The organism is Ideonella aquatica (assembly GCF_018069755.1).
GTDB classification, from domain to species: Bacteria; Pseudomonadota; Gammaproteobacteria; order Burkholderiales; family Burkholderiaceae_C; genus Ideonella; species Ideonella aquatica.
The window spans coordinates 126122-144059 of record NZ_JAGQDE010000007.1; the positions used below are offsets into that span (position 1 = coordinate 126122).

18 protein-coding genes are annotated in these 17938 nt (G+C 68.6%); 14 read left to right on the forward strand and 4 right to left on the reverse strand.

Going from position 1 to position 17938, the window contains the following annotated elements; translation table 11 throughout:
• Positions 1–10: 10 nt before the first annotated feature.
• From gmhB to KAK06_RS10200, 9 genes are all read left to right on the forward strand, one after another.
• On the forward strand, positions 11–592 hold the full coding sequence (gmhB, locus tag KAK06_RS10160) for a D-glycero-beta-D-manno-heptose 1,7-bisphosphate 7-phosphatase (RefSeq protein ID WP_210801899.1): 582 nt from the start codon (positions 11–13) through the stop codon (positions 590–592).
• An 8-nt stretch (positions 593–600) separates the two neighbouring features.
• On the forward strand, positions 601–1356 hold the full coding sequence (locus tag KAK06_RS10165; RefSeq protein WP_210801900.1) for a lysophospholipid acyltransferase family protein: 756 nt from the start codon (positions 601–603) through the stop codon (positions 1354–1356).
• A 23-nt stretch (positions 1357–1379) separates the two neighbouring features.
• Positions 1380–2306, forward strand: a complete 927-nt coding sequence (locus KAK06_RS10170; RefSeq protein WP_210801902.1) for a M48 family metallopeptidase — start codon at positions 1380–1382, stop codon at positions 2304–2306.
• Positions 2307–2539: 233 nt separating this feature from the next.
• Positions 2540–2974 (forward strand): MerR family transcriptional regulator, encoded by a 435-nt coding sequence (locus KAK06_RS10175; protein WP_210801904.1) that lies wholly within the window; start codon positions 2540–2542, stop codon positions 2972–2974.
• 139 nt (positions 2975–3113) lie between these two features.
• Positions 3114–3818 (forward strand): carbonate dehydratase, encoded by a 705-nt coding sequence (gene can / locus KAK06_RS10180; RefSeq protein WP_247652770.1) that lies wholly within the window; start codon positions 3114–3116, stop codon positions 3816–3818.
• Between the two features lie 31 nt (positions 3819–3849).
• Positions 3850–5028: an acetyl-CoA C-acyltransferase gene (locus KAK06_RS10185; RefSeq protein ID WP_210801907.1), complete on the forward strand. Its 1179-nt coding sequence runs from the start codon at positions 3850–3852 to the stop codon at positions 5026–5028.
• A 22-nt stretch (positions 5029–5050) separates the two neighbouring features.
• Positions 5051–5590 (forward strand): hypothetical protein, encoded by a 540-nt coding sequence (locus KAK06_RS10190; protein WP_210801909.1) that lies wholly within the window; start codon positions 5051–5053, stop codon positions 5588–5590.
• A gap of 1 nt (position 5591) precedes the next feature.
• Entirely contained in the window at positions 5592–6278 is a 687-nt protein-coding gene (locus KAK06_RS10195; RefSeq protein ID WP_210801911.1) for an SDR family oxidoreductase, read from the forward strand.
• Positions 6279–6309: 31 nt separating this feature from the next.
• The gene (locus KAK06_RS10200) at positions 6310–7440 is read left to right on the forward strand and encodes an acyl-CoA dehydrogenase family protein (RefSeq protein WP_210801913.1); all 1131 of its coding nucleotides are present in this window, start codon (positions 6310–6312) and stop codon (positions 7438–7440) included.
• On the opposite strand, the gene chrA is transcribed toward KAK06_RS10200, so the two are convergent.
• Together chrA and KAK06_RS10210 are read right to left on the reverse strand one after the other, a co-directional pair.
• Complete coding sequence (chrA, locus tag KAK06_RS10205; RefSeq protein WP_210801915.1) at positions 7441–8790, reverse strand: chromate efflux transporter; 1350 nt, start codon at positions 8788–8790, stop codon at positions 7441–7443. It abuts the gene before it with no gap.
• Between the two features lie 213 nt (positions 8791–9003).
• Positions 9004–10047: a Rieske 2Fe-2S domain-containing protein gene (locus KAK06_RS10210; RefSeq protein WP_210801916.1), complete on the reverse strand. Its 1044-nt coding sequence runs from the start codon at positions 10045–10047 to the stop codon at positions 9004–9006.
• Between the two features lie 70 nt (positions 10048–10117).
• Between KAK06_RS10210 and KAK06_RS10215 the strand changes: the two genes are divergently transcribed.
• From KAK06_RS10215 to KAK06_RS10225, 3 genes are read left to right on the forward strand one after another with little or no spacing between them, the layout of a single operon-like run.
• Entirely contained in the window at positions 10118–10813 is a 696-nt protein-coding gene (locus tag KAK06_RS10215; RefSeq protein WP_210801918.1) for a GntR family transcriptional regulator, read from the forward strand.
• A gap of 22 nt (positions 10814–10835) precedes the next feature.
• On the forward strand, positions 10836–11786 hold the full coding sequence (locus KAK06_RS10220) for a PDR/VanB family oxidoreductase (RefSeq protein ID WP_210801920.1): 951 nt from the start codon (positions 10836–10838) through the stop codon (positions 11784–11786).
• A gap of 10 nt (positions 11787–11796) precedes the next feature.
• Entirely contained in the window at positions 11797–12522 is a 726-nt protein-coding gene (locus KAK06_RS10225; RefSeq protein WP_210801921.1) for an enoyl-CoA hydratase/isomerase family protein, read from the forward strand.
• A gap of 112 nt (positions 12523–12634) precedes the next feature.
• Here the strand turns inward: KAK06_RS10225 and KAK06_RS10230 are convergent, their stop codons facing one another.
• A complete protein-coding gene (locus tag KAK06_RS10230; protein WP_210801923.1) occupies positions 12635–13771 on the reverse strand; it encodes a hypothetical protein in 1137 nt (378 codons plus the stop codon).
• A gap of 10 nt (positions 13772–13781) precedes the next feature.
• A complete protein-coding gene (locus KAK06_RS10235; RefSeq protein ID WP_210801925.1) occupies positions 13782–15113 on the reverse strand; it encodes a DNA cytosine methyltransferase in 1332 nt (443 codons plus the stop codon).
• Between the two features lie 216 nt (positions 15114–15329).
• Between KAK06_RS10235 and KAK06_RS10240 the strand changes: the two genes are divergently transcribed.
• Together KAK06_RS10240 and KAK06_RS10245 are read left to right on the forward strand one after the other, a co-directional pair.
• Positions 15330–16187: a class I SAM-dependent methyltransferase gene (locus KAK06_RS10240; RefSeq protein ID WP_210801927.1), complete on the forward strand. Its 858-nt coding sequence runs from the start codon at positions 15330–15332 to the stop codon at positions 16185–16187.
• A gap of 173 nt (positions 16188–16360) precedes the next feature.
• A complete protein-coding gene (locus KAK06_RS10245; RefSeq protein WP_210801928.1) occupies positions 16361–17740 on the forward strand; it encodes a TAXI family TRAP transporter solute-binding subunit in 1380 nt (459 codons plus the stop codon).
• Positions 17741–17938: the final 198 nt, after the last annotated feature.

Sequence of the window (17938 nt, forward strand, 5' to 3'; positions counted from 1 at the left end):
AGCCACCACCATGCAGGCGCCCAAGCTGATCATCATCGGCCGCGACGGCATCCTCAACCGCTTCCGCGACGACCACGTCAAGGATCCGGCCGAGTTTGAGCCGCTGCCCGGGGCGCTGCAGGCCGTGGCCCGCCTGAACCATGCCGGCTGGCATGTGGTGGTGGCCACCAACCAGGCCGGCATCGGCCGCGGCATGATCGACATGGCCGCGGTCAACGCGGTGCACCGCCACATGATGAAGCTGCTGGCGGTGCAGGGCGGGCGCATCGATGCGGTCTTCTTCTGCCCGCACGCGCCCGAAGACGAGTGCGCCTGCCGCAAGCCCCTGCCTGGCATGATGCGCGAGATCGGCGAGCGCTATGGCGTTGACCTCGCCACCGTGCCGATGGTGGCCGACACCCTGCGCGATCTTCAGGCCGCCCAGGCTGCCGGCTGCCGGCCGCACCTGGTGCGCACTGGCCGCGCCGCACTGGTCCACGAGGCCGAGCTGGCCCAATGGCAGCAGACCGTGCCCGGCACCGTGGTGCATGCCGATCTGGCCGCGCTGGCCGAGCACCTGCTGGGCGGCGGCGCCGCGCCCACCTCTTCCTGATCCCTGTCATGCAACGTCTGTCCTGGCTGCTGCGCTCGTCGCTGTTCTTCGTCTGGCTGGTGCTGACGGTGATCCCCTGGGCCACGTTCGTGGTGCTGGTCTCGCTGTTCGTCAGCTCCACCACGCTGTACTGGATCTGCGCCGGCTGGCTGCGCCAGGCGATCTGGGCGGCGCGCTGGATCTGCGGCGTGCGCTGGCGCGTGCAGGGCATGGACAACGTGCCGCCCGCCAGTGATGGCCGGGCTGCCGTGCTGCTGGCGCCCAAACACCAGAGCACCTGGGAGACCTTTGCCTTCCCGATGCTGATGCCGCACCCGCTGGCCTATGTCTTCAAGCGCGAGCTGCTGTGGATCCCGTTCTTCGGCTGGGCGATCGGCAGCCTGGACATGATCCACATCGACCGCAGCCGCCGCTCCGAGGCCTGGCGCAAGGTGGCCGAGCAGGGTCAGCGCATCATGGGCAAGGGCAGCTGGGTCATCATGTTCCCCGAGGGCACCCGCACGCCGCGCGGCAGCCAGGGCGAGTACAAGACCGGCGCCAGCCGCCTGGCCATCACCACCGGCGTGCCGATCGTGCCGATCGCGGTGGCCTCGGCGCGCTGCTGGCCGCGCAAGAGCTTTCTGCTGCGCCCGGGCGTGATCGAGGTGTCGATCGGCCGGCCGATCCCGGTCGAGGGTCGCCGGCCGGAAGAACTGATGCGCGAGGTGGAAACCTGGATCGAGGCCGAGATGCGCCGCATCGACCCCGAGGCCTACGCCGCCTGAGCCCCGCCTTAGAATCGCCGGCCATGTCCACCCCGATGGCCGACGCCTGGCAGCTGTCGCTGTTCGACGCCCCTGCACCGGCACCTGCGCCCGGTGCGGCAGGGGCGACCGGCGCATTCGCCGCCGCGCCGCCGGCCGACCGACCCGTGCCTGGGCCCACGCCGGTGGCCGCCGCACCCGCCGCGGGACCCAGCGCCGACTACCGCCACCCCCAGGCCGACCGCAGCCTGCGCCTGGGTGACTGTCTGGTGGCCTACCAGTTGCGCCGCGCCCGCCGCAAGACCATCGGTTTCATCGTTGACGGCGACGGCCTGGTGGTCAGCGCACCGCGCTGGGTGTCCTTCGGTGAGATCGAATCGGCGCTGCGCGAGAAATCCATCTGGATCCTGCGCAAGCTGGCCGAGCAGCGCGACCGCCGCCGCCGCGTCGAGGCGGCGCGGGTGGAGTGGCGCGACGGCGCCGGTCTGCCCTTTCTGGGCGAGACGGTGATCCTGGTGCTGGATCCCCGCGTGGCCGGCGCCCAGCTCAACACCGACGGCCAGGCGCTGCCTGGCGTGCCGCGCCTGACCCTGCACCTGGGCCTGCCGCAGCAGGCCGAGCCGGCGCAGATCCGCGACCTGGTGCAGAGCTGGCTGCAGCGCCAGGCCCGCCGCATCTTCGAGGAGCGCTGCGCCCATTTCGCCCAGCGCCTGGGCGTGACGGTGCGCCGGCTGTCGCTCAGTGCGGCCCAGACGCGCTGGGGCAGCGCCTCGCACGATGGCTCGGTGCGGCTGAACTGGCGCCTGATCCATTTCGGTCTGCCGGTGATCGACTATGTGGTCGCCCACGAGCTGGCCCATCTGCGCGAGATGAACCACAGCCCCGCCTTCTGGGACGTGGTGCGCTCGGTCGTCCCCGACTATGAACAGGTGCGTGGCAGCCTGCGCGCCGAGGTCCTGCCGCCGCTGTGAGGCGGACCTTGCGCTGCGCATCCCCCCAAAGAGGGATGGCGCAGCGCAGCATGTCTTGGCACAGTCACCCCTGATTCGCTGTCATCAGCTCTCCACGAGCGGGCGAGGTCCAGGGAGGATCGTGTGACACCACACATCAACGCCGATGGTCACCCCATCGGCGTTTTTTTTTGCCCGGTCGCGTCCAGACGCATGGGCTAGACTTCCGTTGACGTGAACGTCAATCCGCCCTGATGAGTCCAGCCCGCCCCGCCCCCGCCGCCCGCCCCCGGGCCCCCGCCGACGAGCCGGGCAGCCCGACCTTCACGATCACCGAGCTGGCGCAGGAGTTCGACATCACGCCCCGCGCCATCCGTTTCTACGAGGACGTCGGCCTGCTGGAGCCGGCCCGCAGCGGCCGCAACCGCGTCTACACCCACCGCGACCGCACCCGGCTGAAGCTCACGCTGCGCGGCAAGCGCCTGGGCCTGTCGCTGCTCGAGATCAAGCAACTGGTCGACATGTACGACTCCGGCACCGATGACCGGCCACAGCTCGAAGCCTTCCTGGGCGTGCTCTCCGAGCACCGCCGCCAGCTCGAGCAGCAGCTCGAGGACATCCAGGTCACGCTGGCCGAGATCGGCCAGCACGAATCGCGTTGCCGCACCTTGCTGCGCAAGCGGCGCTGAGACCGCACTACAATTGACGTTGACGTTAACGTCAATCATCTGAAGCATCCCGGGGTCGGTCGCCGATGGCCCGCCGGGGTGTGTGGCTTGATGGCGGTCAATTCCCGCGCTGCGTACACTGCCGTCCCGCCGTGTTGCGATGCAGCATGGTTGTCGTCATCGTCCCCCGGAGTCGTCGATCGTGAGCACCCAGCTGACCGAGCTGTTCGACAGCAACCGCGAATGGGCGCGCCGCACCGAGCAGCGCGAGCCCGGCTTCTTCAGCAAGCTGCTGGAGCAGCAGACCCCGCAGTACCTGTGGATCGGCTGCGCCGACAGCCGCGTGCCCGCCAACGAGCTGGTCGACCTGCTGCCGGGCGAGCTCTTCGTGCACCGCAATGTGGCCAATGTCGTGGCCCATTCCGATCTCAATGCGCTGTCGGTGATCCAGTTCGCGGTCGAGGGCCTGAAGGTCCAGCACATCATCGTCGTCGGCCACAGCAGCTGCGGCGGCGTGCGCGCCGCGCTGAACGACCTGCGCCTGGGCCTGGTGGACAATTGGATCCGCCACGTCAAGGACGTGCGTTGCAAGCACGAGGCGCTGCTCGAACGCGTTGCACCCGAGCAGCGACTGAACGCGCTGTGCGAGCTCAACGTGCTGGAGCAGGCGCGCAATGTGTGCGACACCACCGTGGTCCAGGACGCCTGGGCCCGCGGCCAGGAGGTGGTGGTGCATGGCTGGGTCTACGGCCTGCACAACGGCCTGCTGGAAGACCTGCGCATCACCGCCGCCGCCGCCGAGCAGGTGGCACCGGCCTACCGCGCCGCTCTTGCCGGCATCATCACCCGCTACCACGCTGCCTGACCGCCACGCAGCTGAACCAGGAGACCTGTCCATGACCGATCCGATCGTCATCGCCTCTGTGGCCCGCACGCCCATCGGGGGCCTGCTGGGCGACTTCACCAGCCTGGCAGCCTGGGAGCTGGGCGGCGTGGCCATCCGCGCCGCCGTCGAGCGCGCCGGCGTGCCCGGTGACGCGGTGGATGAAGTGCTGATGGGCAACTGCCTGATGGCCGGCCAGGGCCAGGCTCCGGCGCGCCAGGCGGTGCTGCGGGCTGGTCTGCCGCAGAGTGCCGGTGCGGTCACGCTGAGCAAGATGTGCGGCTCCGGCATGCGGGCCATGATGTTTGCGCACGACATGCTGGCCGCCGGCTCGGCCACCGTGATGGTGGCCGGCGGCATGGAGAGCATGACCAACGCGCCGCACCTGATGTTCGCGCGCAAGGGCGTGAAGTACGGCGCTGCGCAGCTGTTCGACCACATGGCCATGGACGGCCTGGAGGACGCCTACGAGCGCGGCAAGGCCATGGGCGTGTTCGCCGAGGCCTGTGTGGCCAAGTATGGGTTCACCCGCGAGGCGCAGGACGCCTACGCGATCGCCTCCACCACCCGCGCCAAGGCCGCCAACGAGGACGGCCGCTTCGACTGGGAGATCGCCCCGGTGACGCTGCCGGGCAAGGGCGGCGAGGTGCTGGTCAGGCACGACGAGCAGCCCTTCAAGGCCAAGCTCGACAAGATCGCCGGCCTCAAGCCGGCCTTCAAGAAGGACGGCACGATCACCGCCGCCAACGCCAGCAGCATCTCCGACGGCGCCGCCGCGCTGGTGCTGATGCGCGAGAGCACCGCCCGTGCGATGGGCGTGACCCCGCTGGCCCGCATCGTCGCGCATGCGGTGCATGCGCAGGCCCCCGAGTGGTTTGCCACCGCGCCCGCCGGCGCGATCGAGAAGGCGCTGAAGAAGGCCGGCTGGACCGCCCAGCAGGTCGATCTGTGGGAGGTCAACGAGGCCTTTGCGGCGGTCACGATGGCGGCGATGCACGAGTTCCAGCTGCCGCACGAGATCGTCAACGTCCACGGCGGTGCCTGCGCGCTGGGCCACCCGATCGGCGCCTCGGGCGCGCGCATTGTCGTCACGCTGCTGGGTGCGCTGCGCCAGCAGGGCAAGCGGCGCGGCATGGCCTCGCTGTGCATTGGCGGCGGCGAGGCCACCGCGCTGGCCGTCGAGATGCTGTGAGCGGACTGGTCCGCCGACAGCCATGATCCGCGACCCGCGCTCCGGCCGTTGCCACCCGACGCTGGTGCATGGCCGCACCCTGGTGATCCTGCTGCTGCTGAGCCTGGGTCTGCTGGCCGCGCTGCGCTGGAGCGGGGCCGACGCCGGCTTCGGCGCCACCGTGCTGCAGCGACCCTTTGATGAGCGCATCGACGGCTACGACCCCGGCCAGGCGCTGGCGGTGATGGCCGGCATGGACACGCTGCAGTACCGCGCCTACCTGCGCTACCGCCTGCTGGACCTGCTGCTGCCGGTGGTGCTGGGCGCGCTGCTGGCCGGCAGCCTGTGCACCATGGGTGCGCCGCGCCTGGCCCGCATGGGCCTGCTGGCTGCGGCGGTGGACACGCTGGAGAACCTGATGCTGTGGTACCTGATGCTGCAGGACAACGCCAGCGCCGGCCTGGTCCAGGCTGCCAGCGCGCTGACGCAGCTGAAATGGGTGGTCTACGGCCTGACGCTGGGTGTGCTGGGCGTGGTGGCGGCGCAGCGCGTGCTGCGCGGCGCCAGTGCGCGGGGGGCCTGAGATGTCCCGGTCGGTGGCCGAGTCGGTGCTGGTGGTGGGCGCCTCGCGCGGCATCGGTCTGGAGCTGGTGCGCCAGTACCGTGCCCAGGGCGCTGCGGTGGTGGCCACCGCGCGCGACGACGCGGGTCTGGCGCGTCTGCAGGCGCTGGGCGCCAAGGCACTGCGCATCGACGTGACCGAGCTGGCCAGCGTCGCCGGCCTGGCCTGGCAGATCGATGGCGAGGCCTTCGACACCGTGGTGATCAATGCGGGCGTTTACGGCCCGAAGGCCCTGAGCGCGCTGCAGGCGCCCGGCCGCGACGACTTCGACCAGGTCATGCGCACCAATGTGCTGGGCCCGATGCAGGTGGTGCCGCAGTTGGTGGATGCGCTGGCGCCGCAGGCCCGGCTGGGCATCATCACCTCGCGCATGGGCTCGATCGGTGCGCGCACCAATGGCCAGGGCTGGCTCTACCGCGCCAGCAAGGCGGCGGCCAACTCGGTCTTGCGTGATCTGGCCTTTGCGCTGGACGGGCGCGCGCTGTGCGTGGCCCTGCATCCCGGCTGGGTGCGCACCGACATGGGTGGCGAGGGCGCCGACCTCTCGGTCGAGCAGAGCGCCACCGGCCTGCGCGCGGTGCTGGCCGAACTGACCCCGGCCGACCACGGCCGCTTCTTTGACCAGGACGGCCAGGCCCTGCCCTGGTGACGCGCTTACCCAGAACCACGGAGACACCCCCATGCTGCTCAGCGACGACCACCGTGCCGTGCAGGACGCCGTACGCGCCTATGTGCAAGACCGCATCGCCCCCAACGCCGCGCGCTGGGACAAGGAGCACCACTTCCCGGCCTATGAGTTGCGCGGCCTGGCCGAGCTGGGCTGCTACGGCGTGGCCGTGCCGCCCGAGTACGACGGCGCCGGCCTGGATTACCTGGCGCTGAGCCTGATCCTGGAAGAGATCGCGGCCGGCGACGGCGGCACCTCCACCGTGGTCAGCGTCAACAACTGCCCGGTGTGTTCCATCCTGATGGCCTTTGGCAACGAAGACCAGAAGCAGCGCTTTCTCAAGCCGCTGGCGCGCGGCGAGATGCTGGGCGCCTTCTGTCTGACCGAGCCGCATGTGGGCTCGGAGGCCGGCGGCCTGCGCACCACCGCCACGCGGGATGGCGACGAGTACGTGCTCAACGGCGTCAAGCAGTTCATCACCAGCGGGAAGCACGGCGACGTGGCCATCGTGATGGCCGTGACCGACAAGGCCGCGGGCAAGAAGGGCATCAGCGCCTTCCTGGTGCCCACCGCCACGCCCGGCTACATCGTGGCGCGGGTTGAGGAGAAGATGGGCCAGCACAGCTCGGACACCGCGCAGATCGTTTTCGAGAACTGCCGCGTGCCCGCCGCCAACCGCCTGGCCGACGAGGGCCTGGGCCTGAAGATCGCGCTCAGCGGGCTGGAAGGCGGCCGCATCGGCATCGCCAGCCAGAGCGTGGGCATGGCGCGCGCGGCCTTTGAAGCCGCGCTGCGCTACAGCAAGGAGCGCGTGGCCTTCGGCCAGCCGATCTTCGAGCACCAGGCGGTGCAGCACAAGCTGGCCGACATGGCCACCCAGATCGAGGCCGCGCGCCAGCTGATCTGGCACGCCGCCAGCCTGAAGGACGCCGGCCAGCCTTGTCTGAAAGAGGCGGCGATGGCCAAGCTCTTCGCCAGCGAGATGGCCGAGCGCATCTGCTCAGCCGCGATCCAGGTGCACGGCGGCTACGGCTACCTCAGCGACTTCCCGGTCGAGCGCATCTACCGTGACGTGCGGGTGTGTCAGATCTACGAGGGCACGTCCGAGGTCCAGAAGATCCTCATCGGACGCGCCCTGGCTTAGTCAACGCGCCAGCTGCCACAGCAGTCCGAGCAGGCCGGAGCCCAGCACCACGGGGATCACGCCGACCTTCAGGCGCAGCAACGCCAGTGCGGCCAATGCGCCGATGACGGCCGCCGGCCACTCCAGGCCCGCTGCCCAGCCCTTGGGCCACAGCACATGCCAGGCGAAGAACACCGCCAGGTTGACGATGACGCCGACCACAGCGGCGGTGATGCCGGTCAGCGGCGCGGTGAATGTCAGCTTGCCGTGGGTGGTTTCGATGAACGGCGCGCCGACAAAGATGAACAGGAACGACGGCAGGAAGGTGAAAAAGGTGACGACGCACGCGGCCGCGATGCCGGCCAGCGGCAGCGCGTCGGGACCGAACAGGGCCTGGGTCCAGCCACCCACAAAGCCCACGAAGGACACCACCATGATCAACGGGCCCGGGGTGGTCTCGCCCAGCGCCAGGCCGTCGATCATCTGCGTCGGGCTCAGCCACTGGAAGTGCTCGACCGCGCCCTGGTACACGTAGGGCAATACCGCGTACGCGCCGCCAAAGGTCAGCAGTGCGGCCTTGGTGAAGAACCACGCCATCTGCGTCAGCACGGCGTCCCAGCCCAGGGCCAGCGTCATGCCGCCGATGCCCAGGGACCACAGCCCCAGGCTGACCAGCAGCACACGCCAGAAGCGTCCCCCACTGAAGCGGGCATGCGCTGGCGTGGGCGTGTCATCGTCAATGACGGCAGGGCGGTGGGCCTGGTCGGCCTGGCCATGAGCACCGCCGACCGTGAACTTCTCTGGCCACAGGCGCCCGCCAAGGTAGCCGACCAGCCCCGCCACGGCGACGATCAGCGGGAACGGCAGGTCCAGCGCGAAGATCGCCACAAAGGCTGCCGCGGCAATGCTCCAGAGCAGACCGTTCTTGAGGGTCCGTGAGCCGATGCGCACGGCCGCCGACACCACGATGGCGGTCACGGCAGGCTTGATGCCGTACAGGACACCGGCCACGGCCGGCACATGGCCCCAGGCCAGGTAGATCCACGACAAGGCGATGAGGATGATCAGCGAGGGCAGCACGAACAGGCCCCCCGCGACGATGCCGCCCCAGGTGCGGTGCATCAGCCAGCCGATGTAGGTGGCCAGTTGCTGCGCTTCGGGCCCAGGCAGCACCATGCAGTAGTTCAGCGCATGCAGGTAGCGCTTCTCGGAGATCCAGCGCCTGCGCTCCACCAGATCGTCGTGCATCAGCGCGATCTGCCCCGCCGGGCCACCGAAGCTGACAAAACCCAGGCGCAGCCAGTAGGCAAAGGCCTGCCAGAAGGTCGGGGCCGTGGGCGCGGCCGTGGCCTGGGTCGACACATCAGTCATGGTGGTTCGGGCTTCCGGGCCTGTGCTCGCGCGGCGTTGCGGTCAGGATCAGCCATGTCCTGATGAGGCCACCATCATAGGAAGAAATGGTGGTGACCAGGAGGTCTTGGCCACGTCGTCAGACAGGCGCCTCGGCCAGCGGCCGCGCTGCGATCCCACCCATGCCGCAGCGCACGGGGCCTGTGCGCCTCGTCTGGCCGCTCACGCGCCCGGTCAGTGGTCCGCAGGCGAGCGCTCGCGGGCGATCAGCTCGTCGATGATGCGCCGCGCCTGCACGCCGCCGCCGTCGATGTTGAGCTTGAGCAGGCCGCGATCGGGCCAGGCCTGCAGGTTCTGCTGCTGGCGCTCCAGCATTTCCAGGTCCTCGCTGAAGATCACGTGCTGGCCGCTGCGGATGGCCTCGGTCAGCGCGGCGTCGTCGGCCTTGAAGTGGCGCGCCATGCCCCAGAAGTACCAGCAGCTGCCGTCGGTCTCGGGTGTGATGTAGTCGACCACGATGGCCGAGGCCTTCTTGTCCACCGGCGCGTCAAAGCCGCCGTGGCCCTCCAGCGCCACGCCCACGTCGATCAGCACATTGCTGGGCGGCTGGAAGCGGCAGATCTGCCAACGGTCCACCGTGGCGGTCTTGTCCATGCCGTTGGACTCCATGGCCATCTGCCAGAACGGCGGCGCCTTGATCTTCTCCATGTGGCGCTCGGTCACCACCAGGCCGTCGACCATGCGGGTGGCCACCGGCGCCTCGTCGATCTCCTTCTGGCCGATGCTGGTGGCATGCACATAGGTCTCGTGCGTCAGGTCCATCAGGTTGTCGATCAGCAGCCGGTAGTCGCAGCGGATGTTGAACAGGCCGCCGCCCACCGCCCAGTCGCTGCGACCATGCCAGGCGGGCACCGGGATGTCCTCTTCCTGGGCCAGGGCCGCGTCGCCCGGCCACAGCCAGACAAAGCCGTAGCGCTCGGCCACCGGATAGCTGCGGATGGCCGGGAAGCCCTTGACCCGCTGGCCGGGCATGCTGACCGTGCGGCCGTTGCAGCCCATCGCCAGGCCGTGGTAGCCGCAGACCAGGTGGCCGTCACGCACAAAGCCCAGCGACAGCGGCACGCCGCGGTGCGGGCAAAAGTCTTCCACCGCGCCGATCACGCCCTCGCTGTTGCGAAAGAAGGCGATGGGCTGGTTGCAGATGCGGCGGCCGAGCGGCTTGTCGGATCCAATCTCGTCGGGGCGGGCGACCACGTACCAGGCGTTGAGCGGGAACATCGGGGCTGTCTCCAGGGGTGTTGGCTGAAATTGGATCCAATTTTGCGCCCATGAGCTATCATTCGTCAATATGAACAGTGTTTCGGATCCAATTGATGCCGACGAGCCCGAAGGCGGCAGCGTCCTGGCGCGGCTGCGCCAGCGCATCATCCGTGGCGAGCTGCCGCCCGGCACCCGCGTCACCGAAGACGCGCTGGCCGAGTCGCTGGGCGTGTCGCGCACGCCGGTGCGGCTGGCGCTGCGCAGCCTGGAACAAGAAGGCCTGCTGACCAAGACCGGCAAGCGCGGCCTGGTGGTGCGCGCCTTTTCCACCGACGACGTGATGTGCGCGGTGGAGGTGCGCGGCGCGCTGGAAGGCCTGGCCGCCCGCCGCGCCGCCGAACGCGGGCCCGATGCCGCGCTGCTGGCCGCGCTGGACGAGACCGTGCAGCGCGGCCGCGCGCTGCTGGCCAAGGGCCACCTGGTGCCGGCCGACGTGGCCGCCTGGGGTGCGCTCAACAGCGACTTCCATGCCGCGCTGGTGGCGGCGGCCGGCAGCCCGGTGATCGCCGACGCGATCGCCCGCAACAACCACCTGCCCTTTGCCTCGGCCGACTCGATCACGCTGGACATCGGCGCGCTCGACCGCGAGTACGACAAACTCCGTGTCGCCCAGGTCCATCATGAGCTGGTGCTCGACGCGCTGCGCCAGCGCGAAGGCGCCCGCGTCGAGGCCCTGATGCGCGAACATGCCTGGATCGGCGTGCGCTACGGCCGCCTGCTCTGACCTCCTACCCCCTCACACCGCCATGACCACGCTCACCGTCCTGATCGCCGCCAAGACCGATGTCACCGCCGATGTCTGCGCCCTCGAGCTGCAGGCCACCGATGGCCAGCCGCTGCCCGCCTTCACCGCTGGCGCGCACATCGACGTGCACCTGAGCGATGGCCTGATCCGCCAGTACTCGCTCTACGGCGCGCCGTCTGATCTCAGCCGCTACCGCCTGGCGGTGTTGCGCGAGCCCACCTCGCGCGGCGGCTCGCTGGGCGTGCATGCGCTGCAGGCCGGGCAGACGCTGACCATTTCCGCCCCGCGCAACGCCTTCCCGCTGGCCGCCAGCGGCGGCGCGCTGCTGCTGGGCGGCGGCATCGGCCTGACACCGCTGCTGGCCATGGCCGAGCAACTGCATGCCGACGGCCGCGCCTTCCAGTTGCACCTGAGCGTGCGCAGCCGCGACCGCCTGCCGCTGGCCGCGCACCTGGCGGCCGTGCCCTGGGCGGCGCAGGTGGTGGTGCACGTGGACGACGAGCCGGCCACCGCGCTGGACATCGCCGCCGTGCTGCGCGCTGCCAGCCCCGACACCCACGCCTACGCCTGCGGCCCTGCCGGCTACATCGCCTGGGCGCGCGCCGCGGTGCAGGCCGCCGGCTGGTCGGACGATCGCTGGCACAGCGAGTCGTTCACGCCGCCGGCCATCAACCACAGCGCCGACGGCCCCTTCGAGATCGAGCTGGCGCGCACCAAGCGCGTGATCACCGTGGCTGCCGACCAGACCGCGGTGCAGGCGCTGGACGCCGCCGGCGTGGCCGTGTCCACCTCCTGCGAGCAGGGCATCTGCGGCACCTGCCTGACCACCGTGCTGGGCGGCACACCCGATCACCGCGACGCCTACCTCACCGACGACGAGCTGGCCGCCGGCCACTGTTTCCTGCCCTGCGTGTCGCGCTCGCGCACCGCGCGGTTGGTGGTGGACCTGTGACGGCGCCGACATGACCGATCCGCGGCTGCTGTGCGCCGTCGCCGACGGCGTGATGACGCTCACCCTGAACCGGCCCGACAAGCTCAACGCGATCGACAACCCGCTCGCGCAGGCGCTGCTGCAGGCACTGCGGGCCGCCGCCGCCGATCCTGCCGTCCGCGTGCTGGTGCTGCAGGGCGCCGGCCGGGCCTTTTGCGCTGGGCGCGATGTCTCGGCCGCGCCCACCGAGGACGACCTGGTGCTGGTCCAGGCCGTGTCCCAGGCCATCGTCCAGCAGCCCCAGCCCGTGGTCGCCGCGGTGCACGGCTGGACCGTGGGCGCCGGGCTGGAGTGGATGCTGGATGCCGACATCGCCGTCGCCGCCGACAGCGCCCGCTTCAAACTGCCCGAAGCCTCGCTCGGCGTCTTCGTCACCGGCGGCCTCAGCGCCACGCTGCCCGCCAGCGCCGGTCTGGCCCGCGCCAAGGCGCTGATGCTGCTGGGCGAGGCCTTCACCGCCGCCGAGGCGCAGTCCTGGGGGCTGGTGTGGCAGGTGGTGCCCGCCGAGCAACTGGCCGCGCAGGCGCACACCGTGGCCGCCCGGCTGGCCGCCCTGCAGCCCGGGGTGGCCGGTCGGTTCAAGAAGGTGCTCCACCAGATCGGGTTGGCGTCTTTCGCGCAGGCCATCGCATTGGAGAGCGAGGCGCAGCGGGCGATGTCGGCGGCGCGGCCGCCAGAGGCAGAGCGACGCGACTGACGACGACGCTGAGTGTGGGTGTGTGGGACTTGATCGACGACGGTCGGAAGCCGTCCTTGGTCAGCAGCGGCTCTGCGGTTCAATGGTTCGGTGCAGCCTCGGCGGCGGCACCCTATCCGACGCGGCTGCTGGCTGCGGGTGGCGAGGCCAGCAGTTCATCGATCCAGTGGTCAATGGAGACGATCCTGCCGCTGTCGATGTAGCGGATGACATCGGACATCGTGGTTTCTGGTCGGTCACCGTAGACCGCGCGCAGTGCGGCAGGGCTGATGTGGACGACCCGGTGCAGCATCTTCGAGTTGCCTGAAGTCCACTCGCATGCGCGTTTCAGCCGTGCCGGATCGAACTCGTTGGTCACCATGACGTACTCGAAGGTGTCGCTCAGTGATTCCGCAGCGATGTATTTCTGGTGGTCCGTTCTGATCTGTTCCTCACGATCTGCTCGGGTGCTCCACTTCGCGGTGACCATGATGCGGTGTTGATCGGTGGCCCGCACAAGCGCAAGATCAACCTTCACAGGCTTCTCGTGCGCTCGCCGGTTAGCGAACCCCGGGATGTCGTGGAGGATGCTGCGCGTGAACAACTTGAGACGGTCTTGCCCGTCGGCCCGCGCAATGATGTTTGCAAGCGCGTCTTCGAATCCCTCACCCACGATGTTCTTGCGCTTGTTCTCAACGGAGATCAGGTCGCGGATCTTGATCGCCAAGGTGCGCCACTGGTCCGGGGTCGGCGTGCCGGTGAGGTGCTCGCGAAGCTCCTGGCGGATTAGAGCAACGATTTCGGGGTCATCACCGGGCTCGGGAAAGCCCCGGCCGACGTAAGGCGCTCGCTGCTGGGCTGCCCGTTCAAGGAGTTGCTGATACCGCTGCACCATGTAATTCGCGTAGTCGTCGGCCACGCGGCGGAACAGCCAGTCTATGTTGCCCACGACCTCGCCGGGTTCGCACCCAAGCGATGCAGCGAGCCAGTCATGAAAGCGCAGGTTCCGCGCGTGCCAGTTCTTGCCCGGCTGGCACTTGTCGCTCTCGTAGCAGTGGGCAAGGCCGGTGGTCTTGTCGGTCCACAGGATCAGCTTGTAGATCGACACCCAGGCAGGGTCGGCCGAGGCATCCAGAAACTGGCCAATCAGCCGGTTGCGATTCGCGGCACCGAATGCCGCTCGAATCAACTTCGCCTCGTCGGCCCCGCCGCCTTCCTCGCTGGCGCCATTCGGGTCAACGCCTTCCTCAGGGGTTTTCGGGCCGGGCATCGTCCGTGGATCAGGCCGCCTTGAGAGCACGCTGGAGACTCTCTACGGCCAAGGCGTCGAAAACTGAGCGGCGTATAGCAGCGGCGCAGGCACGCGCCAGCAATGGGGGGACCGCGTTGCCCACTTGCCGGTACCGTGAGTGCGCCGCCCCCCCATCGTGGCGGCCATCAAGGGGTCCGGGGCGTGAGTCGGTCGTGAACACGAATCGGTCAGGGAAGGAGTGCAAGCGCGCGAACTCGCGCACAGACAGGGCGCGCACGTCCTTGTAGTGGTACACCGAGTCCGCCTTTGTGTTCAGCGTCCACGACCAGACATCGGGATGCAGCCGCCGATATGCGTAGAAGTGCCGGCGGGACAGCTTGCCCGACCCGTTCTCCTGCCCCCACTTCTGGCCTGTCAGGTTGCGCTGCGTCAGGGCCTCCGGAAGATCACGATGATTGCCTCCCGGCGGAATGGCCCTGAGCCGCTGCGCTGTGTCCTCCATCAGACGCGGTACCTGTACGTTCGAGAGGATGCCTTGGGACCCGTCGCGCATGAACTGCTGGTAGGCGGACTGCGGCGCGGGAAGCTTCGAGTAGTCGATCTGGTCGAGACGGTCTCCCGCTCGAAGCACCTGGAGGTCGGAGATGGCTTGCGAGGCCGTTACTGCGGTCATGTCCATGGGGTCCGCCAGCACGCGCCCAAGGTGGGAGGTGAACAAGTCTGCCTCCGCCATGAGCACATACTTGTAGCCTCGGTCCCCCTTTTTCATCAGCCTGCGCAATGCAAGCGAGCGAGTGATGCCCGACTGCTCAACGCTCGGCGCTGCCAATCCAAGCGAGCTGCGAACGCCGATGAAGATAAGCCGCTTCCGAGTCTGCGGTACCCCCACGTCCGCAGCGTCTATCACCTGAGGCATCACCACGTAGTCGCCGCCGAGTTCCAGGTCACTGACGATCTGCTCCCTGAAGCCCATCTGGTCGATGCCGGTGACGTTCTCCATCAGGAACACTTTCGGCCTGACCTCGGAGACGATGTGGACAAACTCCTTGTAGAGGGAGTTGCGGGGGTCATCAATGATGCGGATGTGGTTCCGAACCTGGGAGAAGGCTTGGCAAGGAGGCCCGCCAACGACCACATCCGCGCCCTGGCTCGCCTCCAGAATCTCCCGTGCCACGGCTTCCTTGCGGACATCGCCATGAATAACCTTCGCACCGGGGAAGTTCAACTTGTAGGTCGCACAGGCGTCAGGGTCGATGTCGCTTGCGGCGAGCGCCCGGAAGCCCTCCAATCGGAACCCCTCGGAGATGCCGCCTGCCCCGGCAAACAGGTCGACGATGGTTGGCGCGTCTACTGGATGCATGAACAGCATTAGATCACACGATCCGCCGGGCGGGGCGTGGTAGGGGGCGCGCGGCGTGATCGGCATGTGGAGCCCCGATAGTCGGTTGCGCATGACGTGGCGCGCCCATTCAACCGGGAATGCGAAGATAGCCCCGCACCAAGTCGCCCTCATGCTCGCCTGGCTCGCTGCCGGCCGCAGGGCTCGGCAGATAAGCGTTCAACGCAAGGGCCCTGCATGACACTACCTCTGCTCAAGATAGAGAGATTTCTCGCGCACGCGCACAGCTCCGATCAAGGCGCAACTTGGCGTGCCATGTCGGCCCTCCCGGTCAAGTTTGACAACGCCGAGGAGTACCCATCGACCTATGAGCTCCTGGCAAGCTCCTTGAATTCCGCGCGGCCTGCGGCCGCCGTGCTGGACTTGGCCTGCGGCGATGGACAACTTCTCAATATCCTCGCCAGTAGAGCACCCACATCCACAGAGTTGTTCGGTGTCGACATGAGCCCCGAAGAACTGGTCCACGCCCGTGGTCTGCTTGGGCCTCGGGCGACTCTGCAGTTAGGACGAGCGCAGGCGCTTCCATTTGCAGCCCAGACCTTCGACCTGGTCTTGAGCCACATGGCCCTCATGCTGTTCGAGCAGGAGCACTTGGTTGTCGCTGAAATAGAGCGAGTCCTCCGCCCAGGTGGTCGCCTTTCGGCGGTTGTCGGTGTAGCGCCGCCAAAGTCGCAGGTCCAGGCCGTTTTCAGTGAGTTGCTCTCTCAATACGAGAGGCTCCCTGAATGGAGGGACATTCGGTTCAGAAGCAGATTGTTTTCTTCGCCATCGTCGATCGCTGAGCTCCTGGTCGGCTTCACCGACTTCATTTCCAAGTCGTGCCTGATCGCTCAAGATGGCACACCTCTTCAGGCGTGGGCCTGGTTTGGCGGCATGTATGAACTCCATGCACTGACCATAGACCAACGCGCCTCTCTTCGAGACGAGTTTCTACGTAGGTGTGGCAGCATCGCGCTCGACGGCCGTGTCACCTGGAAAGTCAAGGTACTTTACTTCTCTGCGACCAGGGTCCAACCCGCTCATGCTGACCTGTGAGCCACCCTCCCTGTTTGACAGAAAGCGCGCTGCCTGACGCCGACGCCGCCGGGTGAGCGGCCGTTCTGCCAGCGACAGGGAGTGCCATGGTCCGGCGCGCTTTGCAGACCTTGGGTCGGTCCGCCATCGGCAAGGCGCCCAAGCCTGGCGATGGATCGGCAGAATGGCCCACCATGACCCCGATTCACCATTGGCAAGCCACCCGCAGCCTGCGCCTGCTGCTGCAGACGCTGCGCGACATGATGATTTCGCTGGGCCCTCTGTTGCTGCTCGGCGGGGGCCTGTTGATAGCGGCCTACTGGTGGCTCGATCCGCAGCCGCCGCGCCAGGTCAGGCTGGCCACCGGCCCGGCCGGAAGTGCCTACGCCGGCTTCGGAGAGGGCTACGCGAAAGCGCTGGCGCGCGAGCGCATCCAGGTGGATCTGCTCGCCAGCGAAGGCGCGCAGGACAATCTGGCCCTTCTGCGCGCGGGTGCGGCCGATGTGGGCTTCGTCCGTGGCGGCATGGCCGATCCGGTGGCCGATACCGAGGCCGGCATCGTCTCGCTGGGCAGCCTGTTCTATGAGCCGATCTGGATCTTTTATCGCCGCGATCTCGGCATCGCGCGCCGCCAGCCCGGCGGCGAACTGCAGCGCCTGGCCCAGTTGCGCGGTCTGCGCGTCAGTGTGGATCAGGACGGCAGCGGTGTCCCCCAGATTGTCGAGAAGCTGCTGGCGCTCAACCAGCTGAAGCCGACCGATCTGCGGCTGTCCAACGCAGCGCCCGACGCCGCCGGCGAGGCCCTGCGCCAGGGCCGCTTGGACGCCGCGGTGCTGATGTCGGCGCCGCAGGCCAGCCTGATCCGCACGCTGCTGCGCGACCCGGCCATCGCGCTGATGGCCTTCGAGCAGAACGAGGCCTATTCGCGCCACCTGCCCTTCCTGTCCACCGTGAGGCTGCCGCGCGGTGTGGTGGACGTGGGGGCTGATGTGCCGCCCCAGGACGTGCCGCTGCTGGCCACCACAACCGCCCTGCTGGCGCGCGAGCAGACGCACCCGGCGCTGCGCCAGCTGTTCGCGCAGGCGGCCCTGGGCCAGCACGGCGAGGCCGGCTGGTTCAATGGCACGCGCGATTTCCCCAACACCCGCACCAGCGAGCTTGCGGTCAGCGCCGAGGGCGACCGCGCGATCAACGGCACGCCGCCGGCCTGGGCGCGCTACCTGCCCTTCTGGGCCGGCAACCTGCTGGAACGCATGTGGCTGGTGGTCGGCGGCCTGCTGGTGCTGATGCTTCCGCTGTCGCGCGTGGTGCCGCCGCTCTACACCTTCCGCGTGCGCTCGCGGGTGTTCCGCTGGTATGCGCGACTGCGCGAGGTGGAAGCCAAGCTGGAAGCCGGCACCGGCGAGCGCGACGCCTTGCTTGACGAGCTGGATGAATTGGACCGTGTCACCCACCGCATTGCGGTGCCGCTGTCCTATGCCGACGAGCTGTACGCGCTGCGCAACAACATCTACGCGGTACGCAAGCGCCTGCTGGCCCAGCGATCCCGGCCCACGGACGGGCCGGCCGACTGATCGACTTGTCGGGCGCCCGAACAGCCGGCGCCAGGTGCCTTGCGGAGAACCGCAATCAACCAGGCCGTGTGAGGGCGCCGGGTCGTGGGTGGTTCATGGCCGAGCCTCCCAGGGGCCTGCCCTGGGCGTCGGCGCCAGCGCCGAACTGCCGGCCGACCTGGTGTCGCCCGAGGTGGCCAGACCGCGTGGGCACGGTCT